The sequence below is a fragment of the Streptomyces sp. W1SF4 genome (genome assembly GCF_003950035.1).
GTDB classification, from domain to species: domain Bacteria; phylum Actinomycetota; class Actinomycetes; order Streptomycetales; family Streptomycetaceae; genus Streptomyces; species Streptomyces racemochromogenes.
In genome coordinates this window covers 141,071-161,112 of the sequence record NZ_CP034352.1, presented here as the reverse complement: position 1 = coordinate 161,112, position 20,042 = coordinate 141,071, and the positions used below count along the sequence as shown (strand labels likewise).

Below are 20,042 nucleotides of genomic sequence, written 5' to 3'. Positions count from 1 at the left end.
CGAGAACAGGGAAGGACACGCCGCGATGGCGAACGAGGACAAGCTGGTCGAGTCCCTCAAGCGAGTGGCCGCCGAGCTCCACGAGACCCGGCAGCGGCTGAGTGAGGCCGAGAGCCGGGGCAGCGAGCCCATCGCCCTGGTGGGCATGGCCTGCCGCTACCCGGGCGGGGTCCGCTCCCCCGAGGACCTGTGGCGGCTGGTCGCGGAGGGACGCGACGCGATATCCGGCTTCCCGGCCGACCGCGGCTGGGACCTGGACACCCTCTACCACCCGGACCCCGACCACCCCGGGACCACGTACACCCGCTCCGGCGGGTTCCTGCACGACGCGCCGGAGTTCGACCCCGGCCTGTTCGGCATCTCCCCCCGCGAGGCACTGGCCATGGACCCGCAGCAGCGGGTCCTGCTGGAGACCTCCTGGGAGGCGCTGGAACGGGCCGGCCTCGACCCCGCCACCCTCAAGGGCACCCAGACCGGCGTGTACGTGGGCGCCGCGACGCCCGCCTACATCGTCGGAGGACACAACACCCAGGGCGGCGCCGAGGGCTACTCCCTCACCGGCACCTCCGGCAGCGTCGTCTCCGGACGGCTCGCCTACCACTACGGCTTCGAGGGCCCGGCCGTCACCGTCGACACCGCCTGCTCCTCCTCCCTCGTCGCCCTGCACCTCGCCGCCCAGGCGCTCCGCAACGGCGAATGCTCGATGGCGCTCGCCGGCGGCGTCAGCGTCATGTCCGTCCCCGGCCTCTTCGTCGAGTTCAGCCGCCAGCGCGGCCTGTCCGAGGACGGCCGCTGCAAGGCCTTCGCCGCCGCCGCCGACGGCACCGGCTGGGGCGAGGGAGTCGGCGTCATCGTCCTCGAACGGCTCTCCGACGCCCGCCGCAACGGACACCGCGTCCTCGCCGTCATCCGCGGCTCGGCCACCAACCAGGACGGCGCCTCCAACGGCCTCGCCGCCCCCAACGGCCCCTCCCAGCAGCGCGTCATCCGCCAGGCCCTCGCCAACGCCCGGCTGCGCGGACGGGACGTCGACGCCGTCGAGGCCCACGGCACCGGCACCACCCTCGGCGACCCGATCGAGGCGCAGGCCGTCATCGCCACCTACGGCCAGGACCGGCCCGAGGACGCCCCGCTCTGGCTGGGCTCGCTCAAGACCAACATCGGACACACCGCCGCGGCCGCCGGCATCGCCGGAGTCATCAAGATGACGATGGCGATCCGCAACGGCGTCCTCCCCAAGACCCTCCACGTCGACGAGCCCACCCCGCACGTGGACTGGTCGGCCGGCGCCGTCGAACTCCTCACCGACGCCCGGGAGTGGCCCGACCACGAACGCCCCCGCCGGGCCGCCGTCTCCGCGTTCGGCATCAGCGGCACCAACGCCCACCTCATCCTGGAGCAGGCCGCACCCGCCGAGGCGGGCGCCCCCGCCCCGGCCCCGGCCGGCCCCGCCCCCTTCACGGCCGCGGCCCCCACGCCCTGGCCGCTCTCCGGCCACAGCGAGGCCGCCCTGCGCGGCCAGGCCACCCGGCTGCACGCCTTCACCGCCGGTACGGACGACGCCGGCGACGGGGGCACCGGCGCGGCCGCCGCCGCCCCGCGCCCCGCCGACACCGCCCTCTCCCTCGCCGTCACCCGCTCCGCGCTCGCCCACCGCGCGGTCGTCATCGCCGGCCCGGACACCGGCGCCGACACCGACACCGGCACCGGCGCCGCGGACGCGCTCGCCCGGCTCGCCGCCGGCGAGAGCGCCGCCCGCCTCGTCGAGGGCACCGCCGACATCGAGGGCAAGACCGCCTTCGTCTTCCCCGGCCAGGGCTCCCAGTGGGCCGGCATGGCCGTGGAACTGTACGGGACCTCCCCGGCCTTCGCCGCCCGCCTCGACGAGTGCGCCGAGGCCCTCGCCCCCCACACCGACTGGTCCCTCCTCGGCGTCCTGCGCCAGGAGGACGGCGCACCCGGCTTCGACCGCGTCGACGTCGTCCAGCCCGTCCTGTGGGCCGTCATGGTCTCCCTCGCCGAGCTGTGGCGGGCCTCCGGCATCGAGCCCGACGCCGTCGTCGGCCACTCCCAGGGAGAGATCGCCGCCGCCGCCGTCTGCGGCGCCCTGTCCCTCCAGGACGCCGCGAAGGTCTCCGCGCTGCGCGCCAAGGCCCTCCTCGCCCTGGCCGGCAAGGGCGGCATGATGTCCGTCGCCGACCCCGCCGACGCCGTCGCCGAACGCATCCGCGCCTGGGGCGACCGGCTCGCCGTCGCCGCCGTCAACGGCCCCCGCTCCACCGTCGTCTCCGGTACCCCCGAGGCCCTCGACGAACTGCTCGCCGCCTGCGAGGCCGACGGCGTCCGCGCCCGCCGCGTCAACGTCGACTACGCCTCCCACGGCCCCCAGGTCGAGGAGATCCGCGACGCCGTCATCGGCGCCCTCGCCGGCATCACCCCCCGCAAGACCCGCGTGCCGTTCCTGTCCACGGTCACCGGACGGCCCGTCGACGGCACCGAACTCGACGCCGAGTACTGGTACGCCAACCTGCGCCACACCGTGCGCTTCGAGGACGGCGTCCGCGCCCTCCTCGAACGAGGCCACGGCTTCTTCATCGAGGCCAGCGCCCACCCCGTGCTCACCGTCGGCATCCAGGAGACCATCGACGCCGCCGGCTTGCCCGCCGTCGCCCTCGGCTCCCTGCGCCGCGACGAAGGCGGCCCGCGGCGCTTCCTCACCTCCCTCGCCGAGGCCTGGACCCGCGGCGCCTCCCCCGACTGGACCGCCGTCCTCGCCGGACACGCCCCCCGCACCGTCGACCTGCCCACGTACGCCTTCCAGCGCCGCCGCTACTGGGCCGAGGCGGCGCCCGGCGGCGCCGACATGTCCGCCGCGGGCCTGGCCGACGCCGGACACCCCCTGCTGGGCGCCTCCGTACGCTCCGCCGACGGCGACCGCTACCTGCTGACCGGCCGGATCTCCCTCGCCGGCCACCCCTGGCTCGCCGACCACGCCGTCGGCGACACCGTCCTGCTGCCCGGCACCGCCTTCGTCGAACTCGCCGTCCGCGCGGGCGACGAGGCGGGCTGCGGACAGCTGCGCGAACTCACCCTGGAAACCCCCCTCGCCCTGCCCGCCACCGGCGCCGTCCAGCTCCAGCTCGTCGTCGCGGAACCTGCCGCCGACGGCAGCCGCCCGGTGTCCGTCCACGCACGGCCCGACGACTCCGGCGCCGACACCGCCTGGACCCGGCACGCCACCGGCGTCGTCGCCCCCGCAGCCTCCGCGGCGGGTGCGGAGCTGGCGGTGTGGCCGCCGGCCGGGGCGCGGCCCGTCGACGTGGCCGGGTTCTACGAGCGGACGGCCGAGGCCGGCTACGCGTACGGGCCCGCGTTCCAGGGGCTGAAGGCCGCCTGGGCCGTGGACGGGACGGTGTACGCCGAGGTGGCGCTGGACTCCGCGCAGCGCGAGGAGGCAGCCGCCTACGGTCTGCACCCCGCCCTCCTCGACGCCGCCCTGCACGCCGCGCTCCTCGGGACCGGCACCGCCCCCGACGGCGTCCGGCTGCCCTTCGCCTGGAGCGGGGTCACCCTGCACGCCACCGGAGCGGCCGCCCTGCGGGTCCGCATCACCCCGGCCGACAGCGGCGAACTCGCCGTGGACCTCGCCGACCCCGAGGGCCGGCCCGTCGCCACCGTGGACGCCCTCAGCCTGCTGCCCGTCGCCCCGGACCGCCTCCGGGGCCCCCGCACGGACACCCTGCACCGCGTCACCTGGAACGACGTCCCCCTGCCCGCCGAGGCGCCCGCCGACGGCTGGGCCGAGCTGGGCGGCGCCGCCTTCCCCGACCTGGGCGCGCTCACCGCCGCCCTCGACGCCGGAACCGCCGCCCCCACCCACGTCCTCCTCACCCACCCGCGCCCCGACGCCGCCACCGGCTCCGACGCCCCCACCGGTGGCGACCCGGCCCGCGCCGCCCGCGCCACCACGGCCGCGCTCCTGGCCACCCTCCGCGACTGGCTCGCCGACGAACGCCCCGCCGCCCCGCGCCTCGTCGTCGCCACCACCGGCGCCGTCAGCACCGGACCCGGCGACCCGGCGCCCGACCTGGCCCTCGCCCCGCTGTGGGGCCTGGTCCGCTCCGCCCAGTCCGAACACCCCGACCGCATCCAGCTCGTCGACCTCGACGGCACCGACGCCTCCCGCGCCGCCCTGGAACGGGCCGTCGCCACCGGGGAACCCCAGATCGCCCTGCGCACGGGCACCGCCCTCTCTCCCCGCCTGGTCCGGGCCGCCGTCACGTCCGGCGGCGATGCCGTCTGGGATCCGGCGGGGACGGTGCTCATCACCGGTGGTACGGGTGCGCTGGGCGGGCTGGTGGCCCGGCACCTGGTGGCGGAGCACGGGGTTCGCTCCCTGCTGCTGACGGGCCGTCGTGGTGCGGACGCGCCGGGTGCGGTGGAACTGGCGGCCTCGCTGCGGGAGTTGGGTGCCGTGGTGGAGGTGGTGGCCTGTGACGCCGCCGACCGGGAGGCGCTGGCTTCGGTGCTGGCGGGCATCCCCGCCGACCGGCCGCTGCGGGGTGTGGTCCACGCCGCCGGCGTGCTGGACGACGGACTGGTCGGCTCGCTGACGGACGAGCGTCTGGACGCGGTGATGCGCCCGAAGGTGGACGCCGCCTGGAACCTGCACGAGCTGACCCGCGACCTCGACCTCACCGCCCTCGTCCTCTTCTCCTCCGCCGCGGGTGTCCTCGGCAACCCGGGCCAGGCCAACTACGCGGCCGCCAACGCCTTCATGGACGCCCTCGCCGCCCACCGCCGCCACCACGGCCTGCCGGCCCGCTCCCTGGCCTGGGGCCTGTGGGAGACCAGCGGCCTCACCGGCCACCTCACGGACGGCGACCTCGGCTGGGCCTCCCGCGCCGGCATCCTCCCGCTCAGCGCGGCCCAGGGCCTCGCCGCCCTCGACACGGCCACCGCCGGCACCGACGCCGAACCCGTCCTGGTCCCCGTACGCCTGGACGCGGCGACCCTGCGCACCCGCGCCGCCGCCGGCCTGCTGCCCGCACTGCTGCGCTCCCTGGTCCGCACCCCCGCCCGCCGCGCCGTCGAAACCGGCTCCGACACCGAGGCCTCCTCCCTCGCCCGACGGCTCGCCCCGCTCGGCGAGAACGAACGCGAACGCGAACTCCTCGGCCTCGTCAGCGGCCAGGTGGCCGCCGTGCTCGGCCACGCCGACCCCTCCGCGATCCGCGCCGACGCGGCCTTCAAGGAACTCGGCTTCGACTCCCTCACCGCCGTCGAACTGCGCAACCGGCTGAACGCCGCCACCGGCCTCAAACTGGCCGCCACCCTCGTCTTCGACCACCCCACCCCGGCCGCCCTGGCCCGCCACCTCCTCTCCGGGATCCTCACCCCCGCCACCACCCCCGCCCCGGCCGCCCCCGCGCCCGCGCACGCCCCCGACGAGCCCATCGCCATCGTCGGCATGGCCTGCCGCTACCCCGGCGGGGTCCGCTCGCCGGAGGACCTCTGGCAGCTCGTCACCGAAGGCCGCGACGCCGTCGCCGGCTTCCCCACCGACCGCGGCTGGGACCTCGACGCCCTCTACGATCCCGAAGGACGCCGCCCCGGCACCTCGTACACCCGCAACGGCGGCTTCCTCTACGACGCCGCGGACTTCGACCCCGAACTCTTCGGGATCTCCCCGCGCGAGGCCGTCACCATGGACCCGCAGCAGCGGCTCCTCCTCGAAGCCTCCTGGGAGGCCTTCGAACGCGCCGGACTCGACCCGGCGGAACGCAAGGGAACGCGCACCGGCGTCTTCGCCGGCGTCATGTACCACGACTACGCCAGCCACGTGGAGCGCGCCGCCGACAGCGCCGAGGGCTACCTGCTCACCGGCACCTCCGGCAGCGTCGTCTCGGGCCGCCTCTCCTACGCCTTCGGGCTGGAGGGCCCGGCCGTCACCGTCGACACCGCCTGCTCCTCCTCGCTGGTCGCCCTGCACCTGGCCGCCCAGTCCCTGCGGGCCGGCGAGTGCACCATGGCGCTGGCCGGCGGCGTCACGGTCATGGCCACCCCCAGCGTGTTCGTCGAGTTCAGCAAGCAGCGCGGACTGTCCTTTGACGGCCGCTGCAAATCCTTCTCCGCCGCCGCGGACGGCGCCGGCTGGTCCGAGGGTGCCGGCGTGCTCCTCCTGGAGAAGCTCTCCGACGCCCAGGCCAACGGCCACCGGGTCCTGGCCGTGCTCCGCGGCTCGGCCGTCAACCAGGACGGCGCCTCCAACGGGCTCACCGCCCCCAACGGCCCCTCCCAGCAGCGGGTCATCGAACAGGCCCTCGCCAACGCCCGGCTGACCGCGCAGGACGTGGACGCGGTCGAGGCCCACGGCACCGGCACCACCCTCGGAGACCCCATCGAGGCCCAGGCGCTGCTGGCCGCCTACGGCCAGGGCCGGCCCGAGGACCGGCCGCTGTGGCTCGGCTCCGTCAAGTCCAACATCGGACACGCCCAGGCCGCCGCCGGCGTCGCGGGCGTCATCAAGATGGTCATGGCCCTGCGCGAAGGGATCCTGCCCAGGACCCTGCACGTCGACGAGCCGTCGGCCCACGTCGACTGGTCGGCGGGCGCGGTGGAACTCCTCACCGAGGCCGTGGACTGGCCCGAGACCGGCCGTCCGCGCCGCGCGGGCGTCTCCTCCTTCGGAGCCAGCGGCACCAACGCCCACGTCGTACTGGAACAGGCACCCGCGACGGCACCGGCCCCCGCGGCCACCGCCGGCACGGACGGCCGCCCGGTCACGTGGACCGTCTCCGGCCGCGGCCCCGAAGCACTGCGCGCACAGGCGGCGCGGCTCGCCGAGTACGCCCGTACGCACACCGGCCTGGACCCGCGCGCCGTCGCGCACTCCCTCGCCACCACCCGCTCCGCGCTCGAACACCGGGGCGCGGTGACCGCCACCGGCCTGGACGGCCTGCTGGCCGGACTCGACGCCCTGACCGAGGCCACCAAGGCCCCGGTCCAGCCCGGGAAGTTGGCCTTCCTGTTCTCGGGCCAGGGCGCGCAGCGCCCGGGGATGGGCCGTGAGCTGTATGACGCGCAGCCGGTGTTCGCGGCGGCGTTCGACGAGGTGTGCGCCCACTTCGACCTGCCGCTGAAGGACATCGTCTTCGGCGGTGGGGATGGGGTCCACCGCACGGAGGTGACCCAGCCGGCGCTGTTCGCGGTCGAGGTGGCCCTGTACCGGCTGGCGGAGTCCTTCGGTCTGCGTCCCGACTTCGTGGCCGGGCACTCGATCGGTGAGATCGCGGCCGCGCACGTCGCCGGGGTGCTCGCGCTGGCCGACGCGGCCCGTCTGGTGGCGGCCCGCGGCGCCCTCATGGGCGCCCTGCCGGAGGGCGGGGCGATGGTCTCCGTACGGGCCACCGAGGGCGAGGTACGCCCGCTGCTGTCGGCGGACGTCGACATCGCCGCGGTCAACGGGCCTTCCTCACTGGTGGTTTCGGGGGCGGAGGACGCCGTCCTGGCGGTGGCCGTGCGGCTGGCCGAGCAGGGTCGCAAGACCAAGCGCCTGACGGTCTCGCACGCCTTCCACTCGCCCCTGATGGAGCCGATGCTGGAGGCGTTCCGCGAGGTCGCGGAATCCCTGGCCTACTCGGAGCCCGCCATCCCGGTGGTCTCCAACGTCACCGGTGAGCAGATCACCGGGTTCACCGCCGAGTACTGGGTCGAGCACGTCCGGGGCGCGGTCCGTTTCGCCGACGGGGTCGCCCACCTCGCTGCCCAGGGCGTGGGGCACTTCCTGGAGCTGGGCCCGCAGGGCGTCCTCGCCGCCATGGCGGGGGAGAGCCTGCCCGAGGACTTCTCCGGGCTCCTCGCCCCCGTGCTGCGCAAGGACCGCCCCGAGCCGGAGGCCTTCCTCGGCGCCCTCGCCGAGGCCTGGACCCGCGGCCTCCCCGTCGACCGGGCGGCCCTGGCCGGCGGTACGGCGGCGGCCCCGGCCACCGTGGACCTCCCCACGTACGCCTTCCAGCGCAGCCGCTACTGGCCGCGCCCCGCCGCCTCCGCCTCCGCGGACGTGCTCGCGGCCGGACTCGGCGCCGCCGGCCACCCGCTGCTCGGCGCCACCGTCACCCCCGCCGACGGAGGGCAGCTGCTGCTCACCGGCCGGATCTCCCTGCACACCCACCCCTGGCTCGCCGACCACGCGGTGGCGGGAACCGTCCTGCTGCCCGGTACCGCCTTCGTGGAACTCGCGCTCCGGGCCGGCGACGAGGCCGGCTGCGGCGCGCTGGACGAGCTCACCATCGAGACGCCCCTCGTCGTCCCCGACCGGGGTGGGGTCCTGCTCCAGGTGCTCGTCGGGGCCGTGGACGAGGACGGCGGGCGGCCGGTGAGCGTCCACTCGCGTCCCGAGGACGCCGACGCCGTCTGGACCCGGCACGCCGCCGGACGGCTCTCCCCTGCCCCCGACACGGCCCCCGAACCCCTGTCCGACCTGGCCGTATGGCCTCCGGTGGACGCCGAGCCGGTCGACCTCGACGGCTTCTATGAGGGGCTCGCGGCGGCCGGTTACGGGTACGGGCAGGCCTTCCAGGGGTTGGCCCGGGCCTGGCGTCGGAGCGACGGTGACGTGGTGTTCGCCGAGGTGGGGCTGCCCGATGCGCAGCAGGATGAGGCGGGCTGGTTTGCACTGCATCCGGCCCTGCTCGACGCTGCGCTGCACGGGCTCGCTGTCGCCGGGCCGGCCACGGACGCGGGGCAGGTCCGCCTGCCCTTCGCCTGGAGCGGTGTGCGTCTGCACGCCGTGGGCGCGTCCAGGCTGAGGGTGCGGCTGACGCCGGCCGGCCCGGATTCCCTCTCGCTCGACATCGCGGACCCGGCCGGTCACCCGGTCGTCTCCGTCGCCTCGCTGGCGACCCGTACGGTCGCCGCCGAGCAGCTGACCGCCGCCGTGGCGGGGGCGGGACACTCCGACGCCCTGTACCGCCTCGACTGGACCGCCGCTCCGCCGGCCGCCGCAACCCCCGGCGCGCCGCGGGTGACGGTCGGCGGCGCGGGTGCGGACCACGCGGACCTCGCGTCCCTGCGGGCCGCCCTCGACGAGGGCGCGCCGGTCCCCGCCGCGGTCCTGCTGCACGCCGGATCCCCGGCCGGCACCCCGGTCGCGGGAGCGGCCCGAGCCGCGCTCGGGACCACCGCCGCGCTGCTCGGCACCCTCCAGACCTGGCTGGCCGACGAGCGCCTCGAGGCCACCCGGCTGGTCGTCGCCACGCGTGGCGCGGTCGCCGTACTGCCGGGTGAGGACGTCACCGGCCTGGCGCAGGCGCCCCTGTGGGGTCTGGTACGGGCCGCGCAGGCCGAGAACCCCGGCCGCTTCGTCCTGCTCGACACGGACGCGGACGTGGTCGCGGACGCCGACGCCGGACTCCGCGTCCCCGACGCGGTGTTCACCGGGAACGAGCCGCAGGCCGCGCTCCGCGACGGCGCGCTGCTCGTACCGCGCCTGGTCCCGTCCTCCGCCCCGGGCGGCGCCCTGGTGCTGCCCGCCGGCTTCTCCTGGATCCTGAACAACACCGAGGCGGGGACGCTCGACGGCCTGGGCTTCGTACCGTCCCCGGCCGCCGGCATGGAGCTCGCCGAGGGCGAGATCCGCGTCGCGGTCCGCGCCGCGGGCCTGAACTTCCGCGACGTGATGATCGCGCTCGGCATGTACCCGGGCCTGGCCCGCATGGGCAACGAGGGCGCCGGCGTCGTCACCGAGGTGGGCCCCGGCGTCACCGGCATCGAGGTCGGGGACAAGGTCACCGGCCTCATCCGGGGAGCGTTCGGCCCCGTCGCCGTCGTCGACCACCGCCTGGTGGTCCGCATCCCCGACGGCTGGACCTTCGAGCAGGCCGCCGCGATCCCCACCGTGTTCCTCACCGCCTACTACGGGCTCGTCGACCTGGCGGGCCTGAAGGCCGGCGAGCGGGTCCTCGTCCACGCCACCGCCGGCGGCGTCGGCATGGCCGCCGTGCAGCTCATCCGCCACCTGGGCGCCGAGGTGTTCGGCACGGCCAGCGAGGGCAAGTGGGACGTCCTGCGCGAACTCGGCCTGGACGAGGCGCACATCGCCTCCTCCCGCGACGCCTCCTTCGAGGAGCGCTTCGCCGCCGCCACCGGCGGCGAGGGCGTCGACGTGGTCCTGGACTGCCTGGCCGGCGAGCTGGTCGACGCCTCGCTGCGGCTGCTGCCGCGCGGCGGCCGCTTCCTGGAGATGGGCAAGACGGACGTGCGCGACCCCGAAGAGGTCGCCCGGCTCCACCCCGGAGTGACGTACCAGGCCTTCGACATGGTCGAGGGCGCCGGTCCGGAGCGGATCGGCGAGATGCTCGCCGAACTGGGACGGCTGTTCGAGGCGGGCGTGCTCCAGCCGCTGCCCGTCCGCAGCTGGGACATCCGGCACGCCCCCGAGGCGTTCCGCTTCATGAGCCAGGCCAAGCACACCGGCAAGATCGTGCTCACCGTCCCGCAGGGCTGGGACCCGGACGGCACCGTCCTGATCACGGGCGGCACCGGCACCCTGGGCGCGCTGGTCGCCAAGCACCTGGTCGCCTCGCACGGCGTACGGCACCTGCTGCTCGCGGGCCGGCGCGGCCCGGACACCCCCGGTGCGGCCGAACTGGTGTCGGAGATAGCCGAGTTGGGCGGTTCGGCCGAGGTGGTGGCCTGCGACGCGGCCGACCGTGACGCGCTCGCCGCGCTGCTCGCGGCGATCCCGGCGGGCCGGCCGCTGCGCGGTGTCGTCCACACCGCCGGGGTCGTCGACGACGGCGTCCTCGCCTCCCTCGACGCCGGCCGGCTGGACCGCGTCCTGCGGCCCAAGGCCGACGCCGCCGTCAACCTGCACGAGCTCACCCGCGACCTGGACCTCACCGCCTTCGTCCTCTACTCCTCCGTGGCCGGCGTCATGGGCGGCCCCGGCCAGGGCAACTACGCGGCCGCCAACTCCTTCCTGGACGCCCTCGCCCAGCACCGGCGCGCCCACGGCCTGCCGGGCGTCTCCCTCGCCTGGGGCCAGTGGGCCGAGTCCAGCGGCATGACCGCCGGCCTCGACACCGCCGACCTCGCGCGGATGAGCCGCAGCGGCGTCCTGCCGCTCGCCACCGAACAGGGCCTGGCCCTGTTCGACCAGGCGGCACGCCACGACGAGGCCCTCCTGGCCGCCGTACGCCTGGACACCACGGCGCTGCGCGGCCAGGCCGACGCGGGCCGGCTGCCCGGTGTGCTCAAGGGGCTCGTACGGGCCTCCGTACGCCGGGCCGCGGGCGAGGCGGCCACCGCACCCGGGGCCTCGGCCCTCGCCGAGCGGCTGTCCCGGCTCACCGGCGCCGAACGCGCCGAAGCCCTCCTCGACCTGGTCCGCACCCAGGTGGCCCACGTCCTCGCCCACCCCAACCCGGCGGCCATCGACACCGAACGCGGCTTCCTCGACCTCGGCTTCGACTCGCTGACGGCCGTGGAACTGCGCAACGGACTCGGCGCGGCCACCGGGCTCCGGCTCCCGACCACGCTCATCTTCGACCATCCGTCACCCGCCGCCCTCGCCGGATTCCTGCACGCGGAACTGGACCCGGGCGAGGGCACCCGGGAGGCCGCGGTGCTCGACGCCATGGCCGGCTGGGAGGCGGCCGTCACGGCCCTCCCGGAGGGCAGCGACGGCAGGGAACGGGCCGTGAACCGGCTGCGCTCGATCCTCTGGAAGCTCGAACAGTCCGGCACCGAGAACGACACCGACGAGGAAGCACGTACCTCCGACGGGACCGCGGAGATCACCTCGGCGAGCGACGACGAGATGTTCGCCCTCATCGAGAAGGAACTCGGTCTCAGCTGATCCGCGCCCCCCTGTACGGGCCCCGTCCTGACCGTCCCACCGGAGGCACCGCCACGATGGCCAGCACCAACGAAGAAAAGCTCCGCGACTACCTGAAACTCGTCACCGCCGACCTCCAGCAGACCCGCAAGCGTCTGCAGGCCGCCGAGGCGAAGGAGCAGGAGCCGATCGCCATCGTCGCCATGGCCTGCCGCTACCCGGGGGACGTCGGTTCGCCGGAGGACCTGTGGCGGCTGGTGGCGGAAGGCGGCGACGGCATCGTCGCCTTCCCCACCGACCGCGGCTGGGACCTCGAGGCCCTCTACGACCCGGACCCGGACGCCCACGGCGCCAGCTACGTCCGCGAGGGCGGGTTCGTCCACGACGCGGCCGGGTTCGACGCGGGCTTCTTCGGGATCCCGCCGCGCGAGGCCCTCGCCATGGACCCCCAGCAGCGGCTCTTCCTGGAATCGTCCTGGGAGGTCTTCGAACGCGCCGGGATCGACCCCGCCACCCTGAAGGGCAGCCGCACCGGAGTCTTCGTCGGCGCCGGGAACCCCGGCTACCTCGGCGGCGGCACCGGAACCCCGCACCGCGAGGTCGAGGGCTACACCCTCACCGGCAACGTCAACAGCGTCATCTCCGGCCGCGTCGCCTACACCTTCGGGCTGGAAGGCCCGGCCATCACCGTCGACACCGCCTGCTCCTCCTCCCTCGTCGCCGTCCACCAGGCCACCCAGGCCCTGCGCGCCGACGAGTGCTCCATGGCGATCGCCGGCGGCGTCACCGTCATGCCCAACCCGTGGCTGTTCCAGGAGTTCAGCCGCCAGCGCGGCCTGGCCGCCGACGGCCGCTGCAAGGCGTTCTCCGCCGACGCCGACGGCACCGTCTGGGGCGAGGGCGTCGGCGTGCTCCTCCTAGAGAAGCTCTCCGACGCCCGCCGCAACGGACACCGCGTCCTCGCCGTCGTCCGCGGCTCCGCCGTCAACCAGGACGGCGCCAGCAGCGGCCTGACCGCCCCCAACGGCCCCTCCCAGCAGCGCGTCATCCGCCAGGCCCTGGCCAACGCCCGGCTCTCCCCGCAGGACGTGGACGCCGTCGAGGCCCACGGCACCGGCACCGCCCTCGGCGACCCGATCGAGGCCCAGGCATTGCTCGCCACGTACGGGCAGGACCGGCCCGGGGACCGGCCGCTGTGGCTCGGCTCCGTCAAGTCCAACATCGGCCACACGGCCGCCGCGGCCGGTGTCGCGGGCATCATCAAGATGGTCATGGCGATGCGGGAGGGCGTGCTGCCGCGCACCCTCCACGCCGACGAACCGACCCCCGAGGTCGACTGGTCGGCCGGCGCCGTGGAACTCCTGACCCAGTCCGTGGACTGGCCCGAGACCGACCGCCCGCGCCGGGCCGGCGTCTCCTCGTTCGGCATCAGCGGCACCAACGCCCACGTGATCGTCGAACAGGCACCCGCCGGCGCAGCGGAGGAACGGCGGCCCGCCCCCGCCCCCACCGGCCCGCTGCCGTGGGTGGTCTCGGCGCACAGCGCCCAGGCGCTGCGCGGCCAGGCCGAACGCCTCCTCGGCATCGACCCCTCCGTCCCGGCGGCGGACGTCGCGGCAGCGCTCGTGACGACCCGCTCCGCGCTGGAGCACCGCGCGGTGGTCCTCGCCGAGGACACCGACGGCTTCCGCTCCGGCCTGCGCGCCCTCGCCGACGGCACCCCGGACGGCTCCCTGTCCGAGGGCACGGCACGCCCGGCCAAGCTGGCCCTCCTCTTCTCCGGTCAGGGCGCCCAGCGCCCGGGCATGGGCCGCGGGCTGTACGAGGCCCAGCCGGTGTTCGCGGCCGCGTTCGACGAGGTGTGCGCCCACTTCGACCTCCCGCTGAAGGAGCTGGTGTTCGGCGGCGGGGACGAGGTCCACCGCACCGAGAACACCCAGCCCGCGCTGTTCGCGGTCGAAGTGGCGCTGTACCGGCTGGCCGAGTCGTTCGGTCTGCGTCCGGACTTCGTCGCCGGCCACTCGATCGGCGAGATCGCCGCCGCGCACGTGGCGGGCGTCCTGCCCCTCGCCGACGCGGCCCGTCTGGTGGCGGCCCGCGGCGCGCTGATGGGCGCCCTGCCCGACGGCGGCGCGATGGTCTCCGTACGGGCCGGCGAGGACGAGGTCCGTGCGCTGCTGACGGCCGACGTCGACATCGCGGCGGTCAACGGCCCCGAGTCCGTGGTGATCTCGGGCGCCGAGCAGGCCGTCCTGGCCGTCGCCGCCACCCTCGCGGACCGCGGCCGCAAGACCAGGCGCCTGACCGTCTCGCACGCCTTCCACTCGCCGCTCATGGAGCCGATGCTCGACGCGTTCCGCGAGGTCGCCGAGACCCTCACCCACTCCGCGCCCGCCATCCCCGTCGTCTCCAACGTCACCGGTGAGCAGATCACCGAGTTCACCGCCGACTACTGGGTCGACCACGTCCGCGCCGCCGTCCGCTTCGGCGACGGCGTCCGCCACCTCGCCGGACGCGGCGTCGGGCACTTCCTGGAACTCGGCCCCGCCGGGGTGCTCACCGCGATGGCCCGGGAGAACCTCCCCGACGACTTCGACGGCCTGCTCACCACCGCCCTCGACAAGCGCCGCCCCGAGCCCGAGACCTTCCTCGGCGCCCTCGCCGAGGCCTGGACCCGCGGCGTCCCCGTCGACTGGACGCCCCTCCTCGCCCCCCGCCCCCCGGCGCACTCCGTCGAGCTGCCCACGTACGCCTTCCAGCACCGGCCCTACTGGCTGACCCCGCAGACCGGCACCCCCCGCGACGCGGCCGAGGAGCGCTTCTGGCAGGCCGTCGACGAGGAGGACGTCGACACCCTCATCGCCACCCTCGACATCGACGGCGACAAGCCGCTGCGCGAAGCCCTCCCCGACATGGCCTCCTGGCTGCGCCGCCGCCGCGACCCCGAGACCCGCACCGCCCTCGCCGCCCTGCACTCCGCGCCCGACGCGGAGGCCGACGGGGCCGCGGGAACGGCGCTGCGCGAGAAGCTCCGCGACCTCCCGGAGGCGGAGCAGCTCCGCACCGTCCTGGACCTCGTACGCGCCCACGCCGCCGCCGTGCTCGGCCACGACGGGCCGGCCGCCATCGACCCGCAGCGGGCCTTCAAGGAGCTGGGCTTCGACTCGCTGGCCGCGGTCAACCTGCGCAACCGGCTCAACAACGCCACCGGGCTGCGGCTGCCCACCGCCTTCGCCTACGACCACCCCACCCCCGCCGCCGTCGCCGCCCACGTCCGGGCCGAGGTGCTCGGCGAGGACACCGCCGCCGTCACCGGCCACCTCGCGGACGCGGCCGCGCACGACGAGCCGGTCGCCATCGTCGCCATGGCCTGCCGCTACCCCGGCGGGGTCCGCTCGCCCGAGGACCTGTGGCAGCTCGTCGACACCGGCGCCGACGTCATCAGCCCCTTCCCCGCCGACCGCGGCTGGGACCTCGAGGCCCTCTACCACCCGGACCCCGACCACCCCGGCACCAGCTACGTCCGCGAGGGCGGGTTCCTGCACGACGCCGCCGACTTCGACCCGGCCTTCTTCGGGATCTCCCCGCGCGAGGCCGTCGCCATGGACCCGCAGCAGCGGCTCCTCCTCGAAGCCTCCTGGGAGGTGTTCGAGCGGGCCGGCATCGATCCCACGAGCGTGAAGTCCGCCCCCATCGGCGTCTTCGCCGGCGCCACCCAGCCCGGGTACTTCGGCGGGCTCCAGCAGATGGGCGGCGAAGGCGTCGAGGGCTACTCCCTCACCGGCAACCTGACCAGCGTCATCTCCGGTCGCATCGCCTACACCTTCGGGCTGGAGGGCCCGGCCGTCACCGTCGACACCGCCTGCTCCTCCTCCCTCGTCGCCCTGCACCTGGCCGCCCAGTCCCTGCGGGCCGGCGAGTGCACCATGGCGCTGGCCGCGGGCGTCACCGTCATGCCGACGCCCGACCTGTTCGTGGAGTTCAGCCGCCAGCGCGGCCTGGCCGCCGACGGCCGCTGCAAGGCGTTCTCCGCCGACGCCGACGGCACCGCCTGGTCCGAGGGCGCCGGCGTGCTCCTCCTGGAGAAGCTCTCCGACGCCCGCCGCAACGGACACCGCGTCCTCGCCGTCGTCCGCGGCACGGCCACCAACCAGGACGGCGCCAGCAACGGCCTCATGGCCCCCAACGGCCCCTCCCAGCAGCGCGTCATCCGCCAGGCCCTCGCCAACGCCCGGCTCGCCCCGCAGGACGTGGACGCCGTCGAGGCCCACGGCACCGGCACCGCCCTCGGCGACCCCATCGAGGCCCAGGCCCTGCTCGCCACGTACGGGCAGGACCGGCCCGGGGACCGGCCGCTGCTGCTCGGCTCGATCAAGTCGAACATCGGCCACACCTCGGCCGCCGCCGGTGTCGCCGGCGTCATGAAGATGGTCATGGCCATGCGCCACGGCGTACTCCCCAGGACCCTGCACGCCGACGAGGCCACCCCGCACGTGGACTGGTCGGCCGGTGCGGTGCACCTGCTCACCCGGGCCGTGGACTGGCCCGAGACCGGCCGCCCGCGCCGGGCCGGCGTCTCCTCGTTCGGCGTCAGCGGCACCAACGCCCACGTCATCATCGAGGAGGGCCCGCAGGAGGAGCAGGAGCGGGAGCCCGCGCCCGCCGCGGAACCCGCCCCCGCGGAGCTGCTGCCCTGGCTGGTGTCCGCCCGCACCCCCGACGCCCTGGCCGAACAGGCGCGCCGCCTGCGCGACCTGACCGCGGGCAGCCCCGAGCTGGACACCGCGAGCACCGCCTCCGCCCTGCTGGCCTGGCGCGCCCAGCTGGAGAGCCGTGCCGTCGTCCTCGCCGACAGCCGCGAGGGCTACCTGGAGGGCCTCGACGCCCTCGCGGCCGGCTCCTCGGCACCCGGCACCTTCCGCGGCGAGGCCGTCGCGGGCGCCCGCACCGCGTTCCTGTTCTCCGGACAGGGCGCGCAGCGCCCGGGCATGGGGCGGGAACTGTACGACGCCCAGCCGGTGTTCGCCGACGCCTTCGACGAGGTCTGCGCCCACTTCGACCTCCCGCTGAGGGAGATCGTCTTCGGCGGCGGGGACGAGGTCCACCGCACCGAGAACACCCAGCCCGCGCTGTTCGCCGTCGAGGTCGCGCTCTTCCGCGTCATGGAGTCCTACGGCATCCGCCCGGACTTCGTCGCGGGCCACTCGATCGGCGAGATCGCCGCCGCACACGTCGCGGGGGTCCTGTCCCTCGCGGACGCCGCCCGTCTGGTGACGGCCCGCGGCGCCCTCATGGGCGCCCTGCCGGAAGGCGGCGCGATGGTCTCCGTACGGGCCGGCGAGGACGAGGTCCGCCCGCTGCTGCCCGCCGACGCGGACGTCGCGGCCGTCAACGGCCCCGAATCCGTGGTGATCTCGGGCACCGAGGACGCCGTCCTCGACGTCGCGGCCAAGCTGGCCGAACAGGGCCGCAAGACCAAGCGGCTGACCGTCTCGCACGCCTTCCACTCGCCGCTCATGGAACCGATGCTCGACGCGTTCCGCGAGGTCGCCGAGACCCTCACCCACTCCGCGCCCGCCATCCCCGTCGTCTCCAACGTCACCGGTGAGCAGATCACCGAGTTCACCGCCGACTACTGGGTCGAGCACGTCCGCGCCGCCGTCCGTTTCGCCGACGGCATCGCCCACCTCGCCGCCCAGGGCGTCACCCACTTCCTCGAACTCGGCCCGCAGGGCGTCCTCACCGCCATGGCGGGGGAGTCCCTCCCCGACACCTTCTCGGGGCTCCTCACCCCCGTCCTGCGCAAGGACCGCCCCGAGCCGGAGGCCTTCCTCGGCGCCCTCGCCGAGGCCTGGACCCGCGGCCTGCCCGTCGACTGGACACCGCCGCTCGCCGACCGGCCCGCCTGCCGGGTCGACCTCCCCACGTACGCCTTCCAACGCGACCGCTACTGGCTCGACGCCGCCCCCGCCGGAGCAGGCGCGTCCACCCCGCAGGACGAGGCCGACACCGAGTTCTGGGCGGCCGTCGAACGCGAGGACCTCCAGGCCCTCACCGCAACCGTGGGCCTCAGCCTCACCGACGAGGAGCAGCTGCGCGGCGTCCTGCCGGCCCTGTCCACCTGGCGGCGCGGCCGCCGCGAGCAGCACACCATCGACTCCTGGCGCTACCGCATCACCTGGAAGCCCGCCCCCGACCCGGCCGCCGCCGCCCGCGCCGACGGCCACTGGCTGCTCGTCGTCCCCGAGGGCGCGGACCGGGCCGGGCCGCTCGCCGACCGGACCGGCGCCGCGCTCACCGCCGCCGGAGCCACCACCACCGTCCTGCGCCTCGACGCGACCGCCGCCGACCGCGCCGACTGGGCCGCCCGGCTGCGCGCCGCCGCCGGCACCGGACCCGAGCCCGTCGGCGTGCTCTCCCTCCTTCCGCTCGACACCCGCCCGCACACCGCCCAGCCCGGGGTCAGCGCCGCGCTCGCCGCGACCGCCGCCCTGGCGCAGGCCCTCGGCGACGCCGGCAGCGGCGCCCCGCTGTGGAACCTGACCAGCGGCGCCGTCTCCACCGGCCCCTCCGACCCGACGGACGACCCCACCGGCGCCCAGGCCCAGGTATGGGCCCTCGGCCGGGTCGCCGCCCTCGAATACCCCGACCGCTGGGGCGGCCTGGTCGACGTGCCCCACGACCTCGACGAGCGGGCCGCCGCCCGCCTCGCCGCCGTCCTGGCCGCCCCCGGCGGCGAGGACCAGCTCGCCGTCCGCGGCGCCGGCGTCCAGGTACGCCGACTGCGCCGCGCCCCCGCCCCCGCCGCCCGCCCGGCCGCCGCGCCCTGGCGGCCCACCGGGACCGTCCTCGTCACCGGCGGCACCGGCGCCCTCGGCAGCCGGCTCGCCGGCTGGCTCGCCGAAGGCGGCGCCGAACACCTCCTGCTGACCAGCCGGCGCGGCGCCGACGCCCCCGGCGCCACCGAACTCGCCGCCGCCCTGCGCGCGTCCGGCACCGAGGTCACCCTCGCCGCCTGCGACGTCGCCGACCGCGAGCAGCTCACCGCCCTGCTGGCCTCCGTACCGGCCGACCGGCCGCTCACCGCCGTCGTCCACGCCGCGGGCGTCTCCGACAACGGCTTCATGGACGAGGTCACCGCCGAACACCTGGCCCACGTCCTGCGCCCCAAGGCCGTCGCCGCCGACCTGCTCGACGAACTCACCCGCGGCCTCGACCTGTCCGCGTTCGTCGTCTTCGCGTCCAGCGCCGGCATGTGGGGCAGCGGCGGCCAGGCCGCCTACGCGGCCGCCAACGCCCACCTCGACGCCCTCGCCGAACGCCGCCGCGCCCACGGCCTGACCGCCACCGCCGTCGCCTGGGGCCCCTGGGCCGAAGCCGGCATGGCGGCCTCCGAGGACATCGACGAACACCTGCGCCGCCGCGGCGTGATCGGCATCGCCCCGGGCACCGCCATCGCCGCCCTCCAGCAGGCCCTCGACCTCGACGAGACCTGCGTCGGCGTCGCCGACGTCGACTGGGCGCTGTTCGCCCCCACCTACACCGCCATGCGCCACAGCGCGCTGATCAGCGAACTCGCCGACGTACAAGCCGCGTTGGCCGACGACGAGCCGGGTGCCGGACAGGGGGCCGCCGCCTCCGCCGCCGCCCTGCGGCAGCGGCTCGCCGCCGCCGCGCCCGCCGAGCAGCAGCACCTCCTCGTCGAACTGGTCCGCGGGCACGCCGCCGCGGTCCTCGGCCACCGCACCGCCGACGGGGTCCAGGAGGCCCGGCCCTTCAAGGACCTGGGCTTCGACTCGCTCAGCGCCGTCGAACTGCGCAACCGCCTCGCGGCCGACACCGGCCTGAAGCTGTCCGCCACCCTCCTCTTCGACCACCCCACGCCCGCCGCGCTCGCCCAGCACCTGCGCGAACACCTGCGGGACGGCGACGCCGAGACGGACCGGTCCGTCCTCGCCGACCTCGACCGCATCGACGCGGCCCTCACCCGGCTCACCCCCGACGACGGGGCGCGCCACCGCATCGCCGGCCGGCTCCAGGTGCTGCTCACCAAATGGGGCGGCACCCACCCGGAGAAGGCCGAGGAAGCCGACGCCCACGACGAACTGGCGTCCGCCTCGGCCGAAGAGATCTTCGCGTTCATCCACGAAGAGCTCGGCAAGTCGTAGCCCGTGCCGGAACGTCATCCAAGGAGCTCCCGCCA

Annotated in this window: 2 protein-coding genes; both read left to right on the top strand. The window is 75.9% G+C overall.

Translation table 11 applies throughout. From position 1 onward, the window contains the following. Positions 1 to 25: 25 nt before the first annotated feature. Positions 26 to 11,860 carry a type I polyketide synthase gene (locus tag D1J60_RS36445; protein ID WP_125824798.1) on the top strand — a complete coding sequence of 3,945 codons (11,835 nt, stop codon included), beginning with the start codon at positions 26 to 28 and terminating at the stop codon, positions 11,858 to 11,860. Positions 11,861 to 11,916: 56 nt separating this feature from the next. Then, positions 11,917 to 20,007, top strand: a complete 8,091-nt coding sequence (locus D1J60_RS36440; protein WP_125824797.1) for a type I polyketide synthase — start codon at positions 11,917 to 11,919, stop codon at positions 20,005 to 20,007. Positions 20,008 to 20,042: the final 35 nt, after the last annotated feature.